Annotated in this window: 14 protein-coding genes; 8 read left to right on the top strand and 6 right to left on the bottom strand. The window is 45.2% G+C overall.

Going from position 1 to position 17,819, the window contains the following annotated elements:
- Window positions 1–176: 176 nt before the first annotated feature.
- The 3 genes from QUB66_RS29810 to QUB66_RS25990 all read right to left on the bottom strand — a co-directional run bounded on the left by QUB66_RS29810 (window position 177) and on the right by QUB66_RS25990 (window position 1,285).
- Window positions 177–299: a type II toxin-antitoxin system ParD family antitoxin gene (locus QUB66_RS29810; RefSeq protein ID WP_375339804.1), complete on the bottom strand. Its 123-nt coding sequence runs from the start codon at window positions 297–299 to the stop codon at window positions 177–179.
- 148 nt (window positions 300–447) lie between these two features.
- Window positions 448–705 (bottom strand): hypothetical protein, encoded by a 258-nt coding sequence (locus QUB66_RS25995; RefSeq protein ID WP_332967286.1) that lies wholly within the window; start codon window positions 703–705, stop codon window positions 448–450.
- A 205-nt stretch (window positions 706–910) separates the two neighbouring features.
- On the bottom strand, window positions 911–1,285 hold the full coding sequence (locus tag QUB66_RS25990; protein ID WP_265238461.1) for a DUF1257 domain-containing protein: 375 nt from the start codon (window positions 1,283–1,285) through the stop codon (window positions 911–913).
- Window positions 1,286–1,352: 67 nt separating this feature from the next.
- Here QUB66_RS25990 and QUB66_RS25985 point away from each other — a divergent pair, with 67 nt between their 5' ends.
- The 3 genes from QUB66_RS25985 to QUB66_RS25975 all read left to right on the top strand — a co-directional run bounded on the left by QUB66_RS25985 (window position 1,353) and on the right by QUB66_RS25975 (window position 6,369).
- A complete protein-coding gene (locus tag QUB66_RS25985; protein ID WP_332967288.1) occupies window positions 1,353–1,784 on the top strand; it encodes a hypothetical protein in 432 nt (143 codons plus the stop codon).
- Window positions 1,785–2,242: 458 nt separating this feature from the next.
- Window positions 2,243–6,229: an EAL domain-containing protein gene (locus QUB66_RS25980; protein WP_332971290.1), complete on the top strand. Its 3,987-nt coding sequence runs from the start codon at window positions 2,243–2,245 to the stop codon at window positions 6,227–6,229.
- Window positions 6,211–6,369: a hypothetical protein gene (locus tag QUB66_RS25975; RefSeq protein ID WP_332967290.1), complete on the top strand. Its 159-nt coding sequence runs from the start codon at window positions 6,211–6,213 to the stop codon at window positions 6,367–6,369. The genes QUB66_RS25980 and QUB66_RS25975 overlap by 19 nt, the downstream gene beginning before the upstream one ends.
- A gap of 109 nt (window positions 6,370–6,478) precedes the next feature.
- Here QUB66_RS25975 and QUB66_RS25970 read toward each other — a convergent pair whose 3' ends face one another.
- The gene (locus QUB66_RS25970; protein ID WP_332967291.1) at window positions 6,479–7,864 is read right to left on the bottom strand and encodes a J domain-containing protein; all 1,386 of its coding nucleotides are present in this window, start codon (window positions 7,862–7,864) and stop codon (window positions 6,479–6,481) included.
- A gap of 220 nt (window positions 7,865–8,084) precedes the next feature.
- Between QUB66_RS25970 and polA the strand changes: the two genes are divergently transcribed.
- The 4 genes from polA to QUB66_RS25950 all read left to right on the top strand — a co-directional run bounded on the left by polA (window position 8,085) and on the right by QUB66_RS25950 (window position 14,392).
- Window positions 8,085–11,198: a DNA polymerase I gene (polA, locus tag QUB66_RS25965; protein ID WP_332967292.1), complete on the top strand. Its 3,114-nt coding sequence runs from the start codon at window positions 8,085–8,087 to the stop codon at window positions 11,196–11,198.
- Window positions 11,199–11,211: 13 nt separating this feature from the next.
- Window positions 11,212–11,784: a thermonuclease family protein gene (locus QUB66_RS25960; RefSeq protein ID WP_265238450.1), complete on the top strand. Its 573-nt coding sequence runs from the start codon at window positions 11,212–11,214 to the stop codon at window positions 11,782–11,784.
- Between the two features lie 111 nt (window positions 11,785–11,895).
- Entirely contained in the window at window positions 11,896–12,417 is a 522-nt protein-coding gene (locus QUB66_RS25955) for a hypothetical protein (protein WP_265238448.1), read from the top strand.
- 259 nt (window positions 12,418–12,676) lie between these two features.
- Window positions 12,677–14,392: a sensor histidine kinase gene (locus tag QUB66_RS25950; protein ID WP_265238446.1), complete on the top strand. Its 1,716-nt coding sequence runs from the start codon at window positions 12,677–12,679 to the stop codon at window positions 14,390–14,392.
- A gap of 125 nt (window positions 14,393–14,517) precedes the next feature.
- Here QUB66_RS25950 and QUB66_RS25945 read toward each other — a convergent pair whose 3' ends face one another.
- Window positions 14,518–14,724, bottom strand: coding sequence for a type II toxin-antitoxin system Phd/YefM family antitoxin (locus QUB66_RS25945; protein ID WP_265238444.1), 207 nt, complete (start codon window positions 14,722–14,724; stop codon window positions 14,518–14,520).
- 19 nt (window positions 14,725–14,743) lie between these two features.
- Window positions 14,744–14,992: a type II toxin-antitoxin system RelE family toxin gene (locus tag QUB66_RS25940; protein ID WP_265238442.1), complete on the bottom strand. Its 249-nt coding sequence runs from the start codon at window positions 14,990–14,992 to the stop codon at window positions 14,744–14,746.
- 195 nt (window positions 14,993–15,187) lie between these two features.
- On the opposite strand from QUB66_RS25940, the gene clpB reads away from it, so the two are divergent.
- Window positions 15,188–17,803, top strand: a complete 2,616-nt coding sequence (gene clpB, locus QUB66_RS25935; protein ID WP_265238440.1) for an ATP-dependent chaperone ClpB — start codon at window positions 15,188–15,190, stop codon at window positions 17,801–17,803.
- The last annotated feature ends 16 nt before the right edge of the window (window positions 17,804–17,819 follow it).

The raw sequence follows: 17,819 nt of genomic DNA, 5'->3' as shown, positions 1-17,819 counted from the left end.
GTTTTTGAGTAACAGCTTGCCTGCTCTTCAAAGCCAGCTACTTTTAGCTGCGACTATTTTTTAGTCTAAACTACAGTGTTGACTCTCGCGTGCTTGCCGAAAGCGATCCAAAATCCCTACAATAAAGGTTTCGCCATCAATCGGTGGAGTATGTTCGGAGACGGCGACAGCAGCATCTATTTTAACTCGTACAGATTCGATCCATTCCCGATCGCCCTGATCTCATCCAACAATCGTAAGGCAACTTCCAGCACTTCTTGCGCCGATCGATATTTGCCAGTTTCTAGCTTAGTTTGGATGAATTGCTCGCTTGCTGCTCGTCAGAGTAATACTCATGTTCGTTCTTTACCCGTTTGCTCTAATTCTATCCCATTCATCAATTTTCGTGATCGCAAGCACCGATCAGCGCGATCGCCCTCTGATTCAGCCAGTGGCACAATCTCAACCTTAAAATTCATATTTTTGCTGCATTTCTCGTGCAAACTGACTCAGAGGGCGAGTAACTCCCGCGTTGAGTTCTTCAAAACCTTGCTGGATACCTGCAATTGTTTCCAGTTGTTCGATCGACTCGCGCAAGTTTACACGAACGATTTTACCAGGATCGAGAAAGGTAACGAGCACCTGCGCGCGATCGCTCACATCAGACGGGACATCCGTTAGTTCAATTTGTCCGTTCTGATAAACATTTTCAACAGTTCTTAGCATGAACTCCTGCGGTAATAGTTGTTTATACCCTACTAAATGCCATTACTCAATCCTCCAAACCTTCCCATAATATCGTTTTCGTTTGCATCGGAATACTTGTTTCGTAGCAAATAAATAATTAAACTTTTGTGGCGCGGGCCAGAAAGCCCGCGATCCATCTTCAATTTAAATGCCAAATAGCTTGCGAGTTAATCAAGCGCGAGTCCTAAACCCATCTACCCACAACAATCCTCACCGTCCCATCCGCCAAAGTCTCCTCTTCCTCAACATGAAAACCCTCAGATTGTACCGCCGCCATCAAACTTTTGCGCGCGTATTTTTGGCTAATTGAATTAACAAATTCCTGCTGGTTAATTCGAGCTCCCCAAAAATCTGCCACCAATTCATAATCCTCTCCGCTGCGGCGAAAACCCAAATCGTAACCATTGGATTGCCGAATTACGTACTCGGCATTAGTTTTGTCGCCATGATAACCCCGCACCTGCACATTGCACTCTACTTGATAACCCAACTCTTCCAACACTTGATGCAGCAATTCGCCGTTGTTGATCTGAACTTTGATCGTTGTGAAGTGTGACATATCACTTTCGGATTTTTGTGTGAAACGCTGATTTGATTATAATAGTACAAATGCCAGCCGTCAATAAATGCAACACCTCAGCAAACAAACTCGGTTTCTACAATCAATATTGGGCTCGATCGCGAGCCAGCTAACCAGACACGGGTTTCTTGCTCAAGAGTCCGTAAGTTCTGTAAGTGCAGAACCTCAAATTTTCCACCGTGCGAAGCGGCACACATCCATCGAATACAAAGCCGAAATTCCGACAGTTGCCATCAGTCCCCACATTCAGTCTATTTTAGATTTTAGATGCTTCGACTTCGTACAAGTTTTAGATTTTAGAATTGACTCCACAGATGAATCTGGGAGCTTTAACTTGGGTCTAAAATTTTGGGATTACGACTTAATTCGGGGGCTTGTATCAGTTTTTGGGCGGGGTCAAAATATCGCCACTTGTTCAGAAGATAATACTATCAAAATTTGGAATTTAGAGATCGGAACACTTAAGGTAAGAACGTAGAAGGAAGAGGGAAAGTTTTTAGTTGTGAGTTAAAGAGTTAAAAATTCTCAATTCTCAATTCCCGACTCCCCATTCTAGATCTCCCATTGATGAGTACGTGAATCTACTCAAACTAATATAATAACTTTATAATTTTATGTCTTGTGCAAGCTGAGAATTGTAATTTTTTTTTTAATCACTACACATACTTGGCGTAAAAATACGGATTTATCGGCCTTATTCAGCTTATTGTCAATTTCTGAATAGTCGCTACACAACTGGGGAAGCCACAATTTATGAATCCTTTAAACTATCTTTAAATTATTGCATCTTCATCGGATGAGTATCACAGCGAACTGTAATACTTCACTTAAAAAGTTATGATTAAAAAATAGGCTGGGATTAAATATACTGTGCATCCCATAGTAACCATGTCACACTGCAACCAATCCATCTATCCTTCCTGCAATGCCGCAAAAATGTGCGACAGTGCTGCCAGTTGGCAGGAAAAAGTCGATCGACTAACGCTACAATTAAGCAACACCCGCGATCGGCTTCATGCAGAAATCGATCGGCTAAAACTTACCAACAAAACCCTGCACGCCGCCGTCAGTTGTGCGCCGATGTTCCTGTGGGCAACCGACAAAGACGGTAGGTTAACCCTTGCAGCAGGCAAAGGATTGGAAAATTTGGGAATCAAACCAAGTGAATCTGTTGGGCTGTCGATTTTTGAACTTTACAGCAGCCAGCCAGATATCTTAGAAAATATTGCCCAGGTATTAGCAGGAAACGATCGCACTTGGAATGCCAGAGAGGGGCATTTTATGCACGAAATTCGATCGACAGCGCTGCGAGATGGAAACGGCGAGGTTATCGGCGCTGTCGGTGTTTCTACTGAGATTACGGAGTACAAAAAGTCGATCGCAACTCTGGCAACAACAAATCAACAATTAGAAGCCCGACTTACTCTGCAAACGGCAGTCTGGAATGCAGCACTTGCTGACAGCGAAAAAAAGTACCGCAACCTTGTAGAAACGTCCCAAGAGTTGATTTGGTCGATCGATATTCAAGGCCTCTTAACTTTTGTCAATTCCGCCGCCAAACGCATCTACGGTTATGAACCGCCAGAAATGATCGGCCGCCGCTTCACCGACTTTTTGTATCCCGAAGAAAAACATCGACAAATAGAAATATTAGGGCAACTTTTAGCTAGAACCAGCATTCAGCCAGAAACCTTTAATTCTGCTTACGAAACAGTACACATCCGCAAAGACGGTACTCCCGTCCACCTGCGCGTCAACAGCATCGTCAACCAAGCTGAAAACGGTGCGATGTTAGGCCTGTGCGGAACGGCGACAGATATTAGCGATCACAAGCGATCAGAAGAAGCACTCCAAGAAGCTACAGACCAACTTCGCGCCGTCTTGGATGCCGTGCCCGGACTAATTTCTTGGGTAAGTTCAGATTTGCGGTATATTGAAGTCAACCAGCACTTAGCAACCTCGTTCAAACGGTCTCCTGAAAGCTTTGTCGGTCAAGAAATCAACTTTCTCGACAAAGGCTCGACTTTTGGACAACTAATCCGAAACTTTTTTGACAGTTCATCTCAGCAAACCTCACAAGAAATAGACGTAGAAATTAACGGCAGCATCCGAAATTATTTGATAGTAGGTCAGAAATATCATCAAGGAAGCGCAGCAGTTTCTGTAGGAATAGACATTACCGACCGCAAGCGCGCGGAATTTCAAAAGACCCAATTAATCACTTCTCTGCAAGAGTCTGAATGCAAATTTCGCAGCCTTTACGAAGCCACAAGCGACGCAGTAATGCTGATCGAAGAACAAAACTTTTTTGACTGCAACCCCGCCACCTTAGCAATATTTGGGTGCACAAATAAAGAACAGTTTTACGGCAAGAAACCTAGCGAATTTTCCCCGCCATTTCAGCCTAGCGGACAAGACTCATCCAGTCTAGCAGCACAGAGAATATCCACAGCAATGCAAACAGGTAGCTGTCGCTTTGACTGGGTACACAAACGGCTAGACGGTTCAGAATTTCCCGCAGAAGTGCTGTTAAATGCAATGGAAATTAACGGGCGTAAAATAATTCAAGCAGTAGTGCGGGACATTACAGACCGCAAGCGCGACGAGGATCGCATCAAAGCATCCCTCGCCGAAAAAGAAGTCCTCCTCAAAGAAATTCACCACCGCGTCAAAAACAACCTTCAAGTTATTTCCAGTTTGCTCAAACTTCAATCCCGCTACATCCAAGACAGCCGCGTTAGTGAAATGTTAAAAGAAAGTCAAAACCGAGTCAGATCGATGGCCCTAGTTCACGAACAATTGTATCAATCCAAAGACTTGTCAAACATTGACTTTGCTGAATACATCCAAAATCTCGCCCACAATTTATTCCAAGCTTATGAAATTCCTACAGAAGGCGTCAATTTGCAAACAAATATTGCGCCGTGTTCTCTCAATATTGATACGGCAGTTCCTTGCGGATTGATTATCAACGAGCTGGTGACAAATTCCCTCAAATATGCTTTTACAGGACAAGTTCAAGGTAAAATTAAAATAGATTTTACTTTAGATGAAAATAGAGTTTGCGTGCTAGCCGTGAGCGACAGTGGCATTGGTTTTCCTCAAGAGTTAGATTATCGCAAGGCCCGAACACTCGGTTTGCGGCTAGTCGGGTCTTTAGTCAAGCAAATTCGGGGGGAAATAGAACTATTAGAAACAGCAGGCACGACTTTTCAAATAACATTTTCCAAACCAATAGGAATCGGAGGAAAGAAATTAATGTCAACTAAAAAAATTTTAATAGTAGAAGACGAAAGCATCATTGCAGAAGACATTTCCGACAGTTTAATATCTTTAGGATATCAAATAACTGATATTGTCTATTCGGGAGAAGAAGCGATTGAATCAGTAGCCAAAATCCGACCGAATTTAGTTTTGATGGATGTTAACCTGCAAGGAGAAATAGACGGTGTTACAGCAGCAGAAGAAATTCGATCGCGATTTCAGATCCCGGTAGTGTATCTAACAGCTTATGCTGATGAAAAAACTTTGCGGCGCGTCAATGCAACCAAGCCCTTCGGCTATATTGTGAAACCCTTTGAGGAAAAAAACTTGCACACAACTATTCAAATAGCTCTCCACCGACATCAGCACGACTGTTTAACAAATTTGCCCAATCGTGCGCTGTTGCGGGAGCAGCTAAGTCAGGTATTAGACAAGCAAAAAGCATTGCCAGTAATGATACCAGTTGTGACTCTCAGTTTAGATAGAATTAACCGGATTAATAGTACCTTGGGACACGATATCGGCGACTCCGTACTTTGCAAAGTTGCCGAGCGGCTGACTAACTGCACGGAGAAGATTAATTTTGTGGCTCGTTTAGAAGCTGCCGAATTTGCAATTGTACTCGAACCAGTTGCCGAAAAACAGGATGCTGGCAAGATTGCTCAAAACATTTTAGATATTGTAGCCCAACCTATCATTGTCAAAGGCTCGGAACTTTACGTCACGGCAAGTATCGGCATTTCTTTATCTCCGGGAGACGGCAACGATGGAGACAAATTGCTGAAAAATGCTTATGTAGCAATGTACAATTCTCAGCAAGAAGGTGGCAATAAATATAAATTTTATACGGCAAAAGTTGCCAATAGTTCTATCAATCAATTTACTCAAGAAACTTGTCTTCGCAATGCTTTAAAACGCTTGGAGTTTGAAGTTTACTATGAGCCGCAAATAGAAATTAAAACAGGGAAGATTATTGGTGCTGAAGCTTTGGTGCGCTGGAATCATCCAAAAAGGGGCAGAGTTTCTCCGGGGGAATTTATTCCAATGGCTGAAGAAATGGGCTTGATTTCGCCGCTGGGTGAATGGGTATTAGAGACTGCTTGTATGCAAACTAAAGCTTGGCAAATAGAGGGTTTGCCTCCGCTGCGGATATCTGTCAATTTGTCAGCCCGCCAGTTTGAGCAAAAAAATTTGACAGAGAGAGTCAGCCAGATATTGAGAGAAACTAATCTCGATCCTAAATGTTTGGAATTAGAATTGACGGAAGGTCTAATTTTGCAAGATGAAACGGCAGCAATTCAAGCTTTTACGGTGTGGGGAGAGATGGGAATTAGGCTCGCACTTGATGATTTTGGTACGGGATATTCTTCTTTGAGTTACCCGAAACGTTTTCCGTTTGATGCGCTGAAAATTGACAAGAGTTTTATTCGCGATATTGCAGACGATCGCCAAAATGCAGCGATTACAGTAGCGATTATTCAAATGGCACACTGTATGAACATGACTGTGATTGCTGAGGGGGTAGAAAATCAGCCGGAACTGGCTTTTTTGTGCGAGCACGATTGCGATGAAATTCAAGGTCATTTTTTCAGTCAGGCTTTGCCAAGTGCTGAGTTTGAAGCCCTACTGAAAAGTGATAAGTGCTGGGAGTTATGCTGAAGGAAGAAGGAAGAGGGAAGAGGGAAGAAGGAAGAGGGAAGAAGGAAGAGGGAAGAAGGAAGAGGGAAGAGGGAAGAAAAGCGATGGTTTCAGTGTTTGCCGATCGCACTTGCAACCTCAGAAACCCGGTTTTTTTGTAGATTTATCGTGACTCAACAAAAAAAACTCGTAGAAACCGGGTTTCTAGCCCCCGATGCGTAAACCAGGAAACTTACGGTAATGACTAATGACTAATGACTAATGACTAATTCAGAAAATGCGACCAACCAACCAATTTCCCAACCACAGCCCAAAACCAGAAGTAGCGACTAACAAGATAAATGTGTACAGCCCGCGGCCAGTGGCGATCGACCTTTCACCAGCTACCATCCGCGCCACAACTCCCGCAATCATCCCCATCGCAGCCCAAGCCCCATAAACAGTCTTAGATCCAGCAATGCTCAAGGCCCCAGCCAAAGCCTCCGAACCCGCCCCAGCCCAAACCCCCGCCCACGCCCCCATTCCCAGCCCGATCAAACCTACAAGCCCCTTAGATCCGCGAAAATTAACAGCTACTTCCGCCACCAGCCCGCACGTCAAACCAACAATCCCCCAAGACACCGCCACAACTAACGCCTTCCGCCAATCCCCAGAACCCGTCCCAGCAATCAATCCCACCACTGTCGCCACTCCCGCCGCGGCCAAAACTACAGCTACGGCGCGAGACTCTGCCTCGGAACTGGCGATCGCCCCCAAACCAGCTCCAACTAGCGCCCAGACAGCCCCCGTTACCATTCCTCCCGCCTGAAAACCTGCGATCGACCCCCCCACCGCTCCAGCCAAAACTAACGCCGCCAGCCACACTCTAGGCGTTGCCGAACCCTCCGCCAGCAAAATCGCGGCCCACAGCCAATCGGCACCACAGATTAAAGTCCACATCCACATCGGGACCTCAAATTTCGTCAAAATGTAGCCTGTCACAGCGTAACTCCCAACTGCGATCGCCAGCGGCCCCCAAGGGAAGCTTGAAGATTTTTGAGATAGCCACGGTTTTGAGTATTGAGTCGGAAATTCTTGTTTCCGTTTCTGGGTAAAGTTTGGATAGTTTGGAGATAGCCACGCTTCCCTCGCCACGCTGCGCCGGGATTGCTTTCTTCCCCGCGACGTTGGGCGATTTTGAGTTGTCAATCGTTTTTTGCTTTTGGGCTTGTTTTGAGTTTGAGTTTTTTTTGATGCGGCTTTGGGGCGGGTGTGACTGCGCTGGGAACCAACTCTACCGGCTGATTTTCCAGAACGCCTTCTCAGGGGCTTTTCTGGAGGCTTTTCCGCAGGTGGTGGTGGCTGCTGCGGTGGCTGTTGGTCGATCGACTTTGGTTCAGGTTGACTCAGAAACAACAGCAATTCCTGGTAAGCTTGATTAATTTCGGTTAATCTGTGTTGGGCTTTTTGTTGCAGGCGATCGCCTGGGGGCAACCGATCGGGATGCCACACAAAGGCTAAATCCCTGTAAGCGTGCTTAATTTCTTCTAGGGAAGCTCCAGGCTCAATTTCGAGGATTTCGTAGCATCGATTAATATCACCCATAAGCTTCGATCGGCAGGTGTTGGTAAATTTGCGTGAAGCGAAGCTATCCCGCGCGTGAATCGCACGTAACATCTTCTACTATTCTGAGCCAAGCTGCACATTATGCCGATCGAGCGATTTGAGGTTTGAGACTTCGGCTAGCGCGAGCGTCGCACGATTTTTGATTTGAGAATTTAGAATTGGGAATGACTGATTATATAAGGGTTTAGAGCTTGTTTGCAGTTAGATGCTATTTTCAAACAGGTATGACAAATGAGTAGAATGATAAAGCTGTTTCGTGCGATCGCCATCTATGTCAGTGTCTGAAAATCAAGCTCCTACCTTCATCTTAGTTGACGGCCACTCCCTGGCCTTCCGTTCCTACTACGGCTTTGCCAAAAGTCGAGACGGAGGTTTGCGAACTACGACAGGCATTCCCACCAGCGTCTGTTTTGGCTTTCTCAAGTCTCTGCTGGAAGTCATGGCCACCCATGAACCGGAGTACATGGCGATCGCCTTTGACCTCGCCACGCCCACTTTTCGCCACGAAGCAGACGAAACCTACAAAGCCGGTCGCGTCGAAACTCCCGAAGATTTTATCCCGGATCTCAAAAACCTCCAAGAACTCCTCACCTATTTCAATTTACCAGCCTTCACCGCTCCGGGCTACGAAGCCGACGATGTTTTGGGAACTTTGGCAAACAAAGCCAGCGCCGCCGGTTATCGGGTGAAAATCCTGACGGGCGATCGAGATTTGTTTCAATTAGTAGAAACTGAGAAACAAATCAGCGTGTTATATTTGAGTACAGATGAACTTAGGCGATCGGGAAAAGGCAAATCCCAAGAATACGGCCCGGAAGAAGTCAAAGCCAAACTCGGTATTTTGCCCGCACAAGTAATAGATTACAAAGCCCTCTGCGGTGACAAATCCGATAACATTCCCGGAGTTAAAGGCATCGGCGACAAAACCGCCCTGCAATTACTGGAAGCTTACAATACCCTCGATGGCATCTATGCAGCCATCGATCAACTCAAAGGCGCAACTAAGAAAAAGCTCGAAGAAGGTAAGGAATCTGCTTATCATTCTCAGCGCATGGCGACAATTATTCAAGAAGTTCCTTTAGAAGTCAATTTAGAAGATTGTCAGTTGATAGGTTTTGATGAAGCAGCTTTGATTCCGATGCTGGAAAAGTTGGAATTTAAAACTTTTTTAACCAAAGTTAAGCAAATTCAAAAGCGTTTTGGCGGTGTAGAAGAAGAAAGTTCGGCATCGAGCAATGTGCGGGATTTAACGGATGTCACGGATGGAAGTTCGGCATCGAGCCATGTGCGGGATTTAACGGATGTCACGGATGGAAGTTCGGCATCGAGCCATGTACGGGATTTAACGGATGTTCGGAAAAAGGGAGAATTTACAGTCTCTGAATTGTCTAATGCTGATAATTCCAGTGATTTTTCCGCTGCAAATTCTGAAAGTTCAGAAGCAGACGAATTGTGGTTTTGGAGTTATTCTGACACCAAAGCCGCCCAGCAGGAAAACAAACTGCCAATTAAACCGCAAATAATTCAAACAATCGAACAGTTAAACGAATTAGTCGAACTCCTGCAAACTTTCACAGACAAAGCCTCACCCGTGGCGTGGGATACCGAAACCACCGCCTTAGAACCGCGAGACGCCGAATTAGTCGGAATTGGCTGCTGTTGGGGAACCGGAGAACAAGATTTAGCTTACATTCCCACGGGACATAAAACGGGCACAAATTTGGACAAAGCCACGGTTTTAAATGCTTTGCGTCCGATTTTGGAAAGCGAGAGTTATCCGAAGGCGCTGCAAAATGCTAAATTTGATCGATCGATCCTACGCTGTCAGGGAATCAAACTCGCCGGAGTCGTATTTGACACCATGCTAGCCAGTTACGTACTCAACCCAGAAACCAGCCACAGTCTCAGCGAATTGTCAAGGAAATACTTAGGCATTGTCGCAGAAAGTTACAAGGAATTAGTACCGAAAAACAAAACAATTGCTGACATCAGTATTATCAAAGTAGCTGACTACTGCGGCATGGATGTTCACACCACATTTGGGTTAGTAAGTAAACTTAAAGCCGAATTGGATAAAGCTGATCAAGCTAGCCTTCCCGGAAAAACTTTGCACGGGTTACTGCTAGAAGTAGAACAGCCTTTAGAACCAATTTTAGCAGAAATGGAATACTGCGGAATTCGGATTAATTCAGAGTATCTGCAAGAACTATCCCAGCAGCTAGAAAAGAGATTAGCACAACTCGAAGAAAATACTTATGAAGCAGCGGGGAGAAAATTCAATTTAGGTTCGCCCAAACAACTCAGCGAAATCTTGTTAGAAAAAATCCCCGATGAATTTCAGAAAAAGTCTCGCAAAACCAAAACTGGATATTCTACCGACGCGGCTGTTTTGGATAAATTGCAAGGAGACCATCCGATTGTAGACGATTTATTAGAACACCGAACATTGTCTAAATTAAAATCAACCTACGTCGATGCTTTGCCGCAGTTAGTGCGTGCAGATACCGGGCGAGTGCATACAGATTTCAACCAAACTGCAACTGGTACCGGCCGCCTTTCTTCTTCCAATCCAAATTTACAAAATATTCCCATCCGTACCGAGTTTTCGCGGCAAATTCGCAAGGCTTTTTTGCCGGAGTCTGGTTGGCTGATGGTGTCGGCTGACTATTCTCAAATTGAACTGCGAATTTTGGCTCATTTGAGTCAAGAACCTGTGTTAATAGAAGCTTACCAAAATAACCGAGATGTGCATACCCTGACGGCTCAACTACTGTTTGAAAAGGAGGAAGTAACTCCCGATGAAAGACGGTTTGGCAAAACGATTAATTTTGGGGTAGTTTATGGTATGGGGGCGATTAAGTTTGGTCGTTCGATGGGCAAATCTTCCGCAGATGGTAAAAAGTTTATTGAACGATTTAACGAGCGTTACAGTAAGGTTTTTGAATTTTTGGAGGGTGTGAAAAAAAGTGCGATCGCCCTTGGCTATGTTTCCACTATACTAGGTCGTCGTCGCTATCTCAACTTCGAGGAGCATGGCAGCCTCCGCCGCTTGAAAGGCCACAACCCCGAAGAAATTAACCCCAGCCAACTTAAGTCCCTCAGTAAAAATGACGCCCAATCTTTGCGGGCCGCCGCCAACGCTCCCATTCAAGGTTCCAGTGCTGATATCATTAAGCTTGCCATGATTGAGGTCAACAAAATTTTACAAAACTATCAGGCGCGACTGCTGCTGCAAGTTCACGATGAATTAATCTTTGAAGTCCCACCGGATGAATGGGAAGAATTGCAGCCGAAAATTAGAACTGCGATGGAAAATGCTCTGCCACTTAGCGTACCGTTGATAGTTGATATTCACGCGGGGCAAAATTGGATGGAAACAAAATAAAAAATAGAGAATTATGAGGCAAAATAAAATCCCCATTTCCCCTACAATCACCAGCTTGAGCGCAGTTGTTCTGCTATTCCTACTCTCCGGCTGTCCTCAAAAGCTACCGCCGAATAACTATGCTGTAAAACGAGTCAGCGACGGCGATACACTTGTTGCCACCGATGCCGCTGGCAAGGATATCAAAGTGCGTTTTGCCTGCGTAGATGCACCGGAAATTGCCCACACCAACGCCGAAAAAAATAGTAAAAAAGCAGCCGAAAAAAATCAGTTCAAGTGGGGAAATCTAGCCGAGCAAAGAATGCAGCAGCTAGTCAAAGAAGGGGGCGGTCGAGTCGTTTTGACAGTCACTGATACTGACCGTTACGGCCGAAAAATTAGCGAAGTTCGCTTGCCAAACGGCAGATTTGCTCAAGAAGTTTTGCTGCGCGAAGGATTAGCAATGGTTTACCGTCCATACTTGAAAAACTGTCCGAGTGCAACTGTTGTCCAACAAGCGGAAGCCGAAGCCAAGAAAAATCGCCGCGGTGTTTGGGGAGATTCTAAGTTTGTTCCCGCTTGGGAATTTCGGCACAGCGATAAATAATTTAAAACTTAAAACTTTAGTCAACAAATGTGATAGGCTCCAGATAAATCAATCGACTGCTGACAAAAGCGGTCTATTGCAATCACCCAAAATTAATTTTACGGGACATCAATGAAGATCAAACATTTAGTTATTTCGGGCATTGCCCTACTCCTCGGTACTGCAATCGCAGGCAATGCTATTGCTCAAGAACTAACCAATGACCAAAAAACGGTTGTTTGTCGCTTAAAAACAGAAGTTGAGCAGCGGAAAGGCAACGGTCAAAAGTTAGTATTTGTGCCGTTGCTAGCCCAAGTTCGCAAGCAAGTGTCATCTCCTTTTAGAGCAACGCTGCATCCTGATATAGAGTATACTTTTGTTGCTACTTGCGACGGCAACTGCAAAGATTTAAACCTAACTCTCACAGATGCCAGCGGTCAACAAATTGCAGCGAGTCAAAAGACAGGTGAACTCGTGACAATATCTTTTACTCCTCCATCCCAAGGCGAATATCAACTGACTGCCAAGCCTGGGGAATGCAACAACGCAGAGGGTTGCAGTTTCGGGATGGGAATCTTCGTTTCTACCTCTGCTAGCGTACCTAATGCTTCAAAACTTCCTGCTAAGATAGCACAATTTCAACTTTGCCAGTAGAGGAACACCGATAAGTTGTGGGTTGCAAGTTAAGTTGAGTCTTGAATCAAAAATCTAACTCGTAACTTGCAACTTATAACCCGCCACTTATAATTTGTTAACCATAACTCTTCCCAACTGTCAAGCAGATCGAGCTGTGGAACCCTGCACAGACCCCATAATTGCCGAATTTTGGTTTAAAGTCATAACTTTATTTACCCTCACGCAGGCATCAATTAGAATATAGATAATGCCTCTCAGGGTGACGAGTAAATTCCCCATGTCTTCAACCTTAGCCTCGAAAAATCAACCCCAGAACCATCCTCCAATAGGTTTTAAAAGTCTGTTGGGTCGCTTGGGTATCCGGCAGAAAATCGGCTGCGGATACGCCTTGGTCATTGGTATTGCGATTTTGGGTGCTGTGACGGGACGGGGAGTAGAATCCTATCATAAGCAGCAAGTTAGAGAAAAACTGGCGATCGACCGAGATAAAGCCGAAATCCTGACCAATCTGAATAATACCGCGCAGGAAGTCAGAATTCAGCAGCTCTTGCTGCTGAATCTGATGGGACAACCGCAAATTTTCGATCGCGAACGATCGGATTTTCTGACTCGTGTTGCTCAGATGAGCGGACAGCTAGAACAACTGCAAAGCCAGCCACCGACTACTAATTCCGATGTTGCCAAAGATTACCAAGAGATTCAAGAGTTCGCCAAAGCCAACAGTAAGACAGTAGAAGCTTACTTCCAACAAGTCCAGAAACTGCTGGGGAATGCGAAGTTATCTGGTTTGAATCTGCAGCAGCGGCAGCTATTCCAGCGGAACTTGTATAATTTGGCCACTGGGAGCAATGCTTTTAAACTCGAACAGTTTTCGCAGGATTCAGCCAAACTCGCTGGCAATTTTCGGGACAAAGCAGACAAGGCATTTAGAACCTACGAGAAAGCTGAACAACTCGGAACTCTGATTCTGGTTGGTTCTCTGTTGGTATCGGCCGGTATCGCTACCTTACTTGCAATATACACCAGCAGGGCGATCGCCCGACCACTACAAGCCACCACCCTCATCGCTCAGCGAGTGACAGAAGAATCAAACTTTGACCTGCAAGTACCCGTTACCACTTCCGACGAAGTGGGAATGCTAGCAACTTCCCTTAACGAACTGATCCAAAGAGTAGCGGAATACACAGAAGACTTGCAGGAAGCAAAAATAGCAGCCGAAGCTGCCAACCGCTCGAAAAGTGCATTTCTCGCCAACATGAGCCACGAACTGCGTACTCCCCTCAATGCCATCATCAACTACAGCGAAATGCTGCAAGAAGATGCTCAAGATTCCGGTTCCGAAGATTTTCTCCCCGACTTAGAAAAAATTCAAATCGCAGGCAAACATTTGCTCGACATGATCAGCGACATCCTCGACATTTCCAAAATAGAAGCTGGGCACGTCACGCTTTATTTGGAAAACTTCGACGTAGCGACAATGATTGAAGAAGTGATGACTACGGCTCAACCGCTAGTAGAGAAAAAAGGCAATGCTTTAGCGCTGAAAATCCAAGGCGAACTCGGCACAATGTACGCCGACCAACCGAAAGTGCGGCAAATTCTCCTAAACTTGCTCAGCAATGCTGCCAAATTTACTGAAAAAGGGGTGATTACTATCGAGGTGGAAAGAATTAAAAATGAAAAAGTTAAACAGACGAAAAGAAAGAAAAATAAAGATTTTAACTCTGGTTCAAACTACAATTCTCAAGTTTTGATTTTTCGAGTCAGGGATACAGGCATTGGCATGACGAACGAGCAATTAGAGCAGATATTCAAGCCTTTTACTCAAGCTGATGCTTCGACTACCAAGAAGTATGGAGGCACGGGTTTGGGATTGACAATTAGCCAGCGCTTGTGTCAAATTCTCGGTGGCGAAATTAGTGTCGAAAGCGAGGACGGGAAAGGCTCAACTTTTATTGTCAGTCTCCCGGAACGTGTGGTAATGCAAGCATGAAAACAGTTGACAGTTGACAGTTGACAGTTGACAGTTGATAGTTGATAGTTGACAGTAGTTAGGAGTCATATCATATCCGCTCAATTACTTAAAATAGTTTGCGACTTTTGCCATAATTCTACGGATTAATTATTGAGTAATCCTAACATTTTCTTCACTTCTGCTAAAGGCATAGAAGGCTGATTTGCGTCTTCCTCTTTGGCGGCCCTCAAATCAATCAAATCTTCTATGTCAGCAATTAATTCTTGGAGTGCTTCAAATTCTTCATAAGGTATCACTGCAAATTCTTTTTTGCCGTTTTTGGTGATAAACTCAGGATGTAATGGAATCATAGATATTTCCTCCAGGCGTTTAAGTGTAAGCATCTTTGCGATGTTTGACGCGGTAGATCACCAAAATATCTTCCTCAATTTCAAATAAAACTCGGTAATCTCCTACCCGCAGCCGATATTCTGGCGTATAGTTTGTTAAGCGTTTCACATCCCCCGTCAAATTATTTTGGATTAACTCAATTTTAGTCAAAACTCGGCTTTGTACCTCCGCTGGCAAAGATTGTAAATCTTTGATCGCTTTCGGCTTAAACTCAACTGGGTAATTCATCAAAGTGCAACTTTTAGGCGTGACAGTTTACCTTTTGCTTGCGAGGGACTGCGACACATGACGGATATACCTATCTCAATATAGGGGAACACCGATCCGCTCCCCGTCCGTAACTTCGTACAATGACGATTATACGGGCAATTAAGCAATTGCCTCTAAAGTATAGATCGCTTTGAATTCAGGGAATTAAAATTTATGCAACCGAATAATCCAAACCAATTTACGGAAAAAGCCTGGGAAGCCCTCGCGCGCACCCCAGAAGTTGTCAAAGCAGCCCAACAGCAGCAGCTAGAAAGCGAACATTTGATGAAAGCTTTGCTGGAACAAGAATCGGGACTTGCGAGCAGTTTATTTAACAAAGCTGGAGTGACGATCGCCAAATTGCGCGATCGCACAGATGAGTTTATCAGTCGCCAGCCCAAAATCACTGGAACTGGCGGCAACGTTTATCTCGGCCGTTCCCTGGATACCCTGCTAGACAGGGCTGAAGCTTATCGCAAAGAGTACGGCGATGAATTTATCTCGATCGAGCATTTGATCTTAGGTTACGTTAAGGACGATCGCTTCGGCAAAAATCTACTGCAAGAATTTAAACTAGATGAAGCCAAACTCAAAGATATCATTACCCAAGTCCGGGGGAACAACAAAGTGACCGATCAAAATCCAGAAGGCAAATATGAAGCGCTGGAAAAATACGGCCGAGATTTGACAGAAGCCGCGCGTCAAGGCAAACTCGATCCAGTCATCGGACGAGATGACGAAATCCGTCGCACGATTCAAATATTGAGCCGCCGCACCAAAAACAACCCCGTATTAATCGGGGAACCGGGAGTTGGTAAAACTGCGATCGCCGAAGGACTCGCCCAGCGAATTATCACCGGAGATGTGCCGCAATCTCTCAAAGACAGACAATTAATTAGCTTAGATATGGGCGCGTTAATTGCCGGTGCAAAATTCCGGGGAGAATTTGAAGAACGCTTAAAAGCCGTGCTCAAAGAAGTGATGGACAGCAACGGCAAAGTCATCCTATTTATCGATGAAATTCACACCGTTGTCGGTGCTGGCGCGACTCAAGGCTCGATGGATGCCGGCAACTTACTTAAACCGATGTTAGCGAGGGGAGAATTGCGCTGTATCGGCGCTACAACTCTCGACGAATACCGCAAATATCTCGAAAAAGATGCGGCCTTAGAACGCCGTTTCCAACAAGTTTATGTTGACCAACCAACCGTTGAAGATACTATTTCGATTTTGCGGGGCTTGAAGGAACGCTACGAAGTTCACCACGGTGTGAAAATTTCTGACAATGCGTTAGTGGCGGCGGCTACTTTGTCAACTCGATATATTAGCGATCGCTTCCTTCCCGATAAAGCGATCGACTTAATGGACGAAGCTGCGGCTAAACTGAAAATGGAGATTACCTCCAAGCCGGAAGAACTCGATGAAATCGATCGCAAGGTTTTGCAGCTAGAAATGGAAAGACTGTCGCTGCAAAAAGAAAGTAATGCTGCATCGATCGACCGTTTGGAAAGACTGGAAAAAGACTTGGGAAATCTCAAGGAACAGCAAAGCGGTTTGAATGCCCAATGGCAATCAGAAAAAGGTGTCATCGGCAGCATTCAAAACATTAAAGAACAGATTGACAAGGTTAACATTGAAATTCAACAAGCTGAATTAAAATATGACCTTAACCGCGCTGCTGAGTTGAAATATAGCAAGTTAACCGAGTTGCAAAAACAACTGAAAGAAGCGGAAGCTAAACTGACAGCAAGTCAGATTACAGGTAAAACTTTACTCAGGGAAGAAGTCACGGAATCTGACATTGCCGAGATTATTTCTAAGTGGACGGGAATTCCGATCAGCAAGTTAGTTGAATCGGAAATGCAGAAACTTTTGCAGTTGGAAGATGAACTGCACAAACGGGTAATTGGACAGGATGAAGCGGTGACGGCGGTTGCAGATGCCATTCAGCGATCGCGCGCGGGTTTAGCCGATCCCAACCGTCCGGTGGCGAGTTTTATCTTCCTCGGCCCCACAGGCGTAGGTAAAACCGAGTTGGCGAAAGCATTAGCATCATACCTGTTTGACACCGAAGAGGCGATCGTCCGCATTGATATGTCGGAATACATGGAAAAACACGCAGTTTCGCGGTTAATCGGTGCGCCTCCGGGATACGTTGGCTACGACGAAGGCGGACAATTAACTGAGGCTGTGCGCCGCCGTCCCTATTCGGTAATTCTGTTTGATGAAATCGAGAAAGCGCACCCGGATGTCTTCAATATCATGTTGCAAATTTTGGATGACGGCCGCGTTACTGATGCTCAAGGTCACACGGTAGACTTTAAGAATTCTGTGATTATTATGACATCGAATGTGGGCTCTCAATACATCTTGGATGTGGCGGGAGATAACGAACTAATGCGGAGTCGGGTGATGGAGGCGATGCGGGGAACTTTCCGCCCGGAATTCTTGAACCGGATTGATGAGATGATTATTTTCCACGGTTTGAGTAAGGTGGAATTGCGGCAAATTGTGCTGCTGCAAGTCAAGCGTTTGGAAAAACGGTTGGCCGATCGCAAAATGTCTCTGAACTTGTCGGAATCGGCGATCGACTTCTTGGCAGAAATTGGTTACGATCCGGTGTACGGTGCGCGGCCACTGAAGCGGGGAATTCAACGCGAGTTGGAAACGCAAATGGCGAAGGGTATTTTGCGGGGAGATTTTGTGGATGGCGATACGATTTTTGTGGATATCGAGAATGAAAGGTTGGCGTTTAAGCGGCTGCCGGCCCAGTTGGTGACTGCTAAATAATTGAACTTAGGACGAA

The organism is Microcoleus sp. A2-C3, assembly GCF_036706065.1.
Lineage (GTDB): Bacteria > Cyanobacteriota > Cyanobacteriia > Cyanobacteriales > Microcoleaceae > Microcoleus.
Note: the sequence above shows the minus strand (reverse complement) of the source record. Positions and strands in the feature narration are given on the sequence as shown.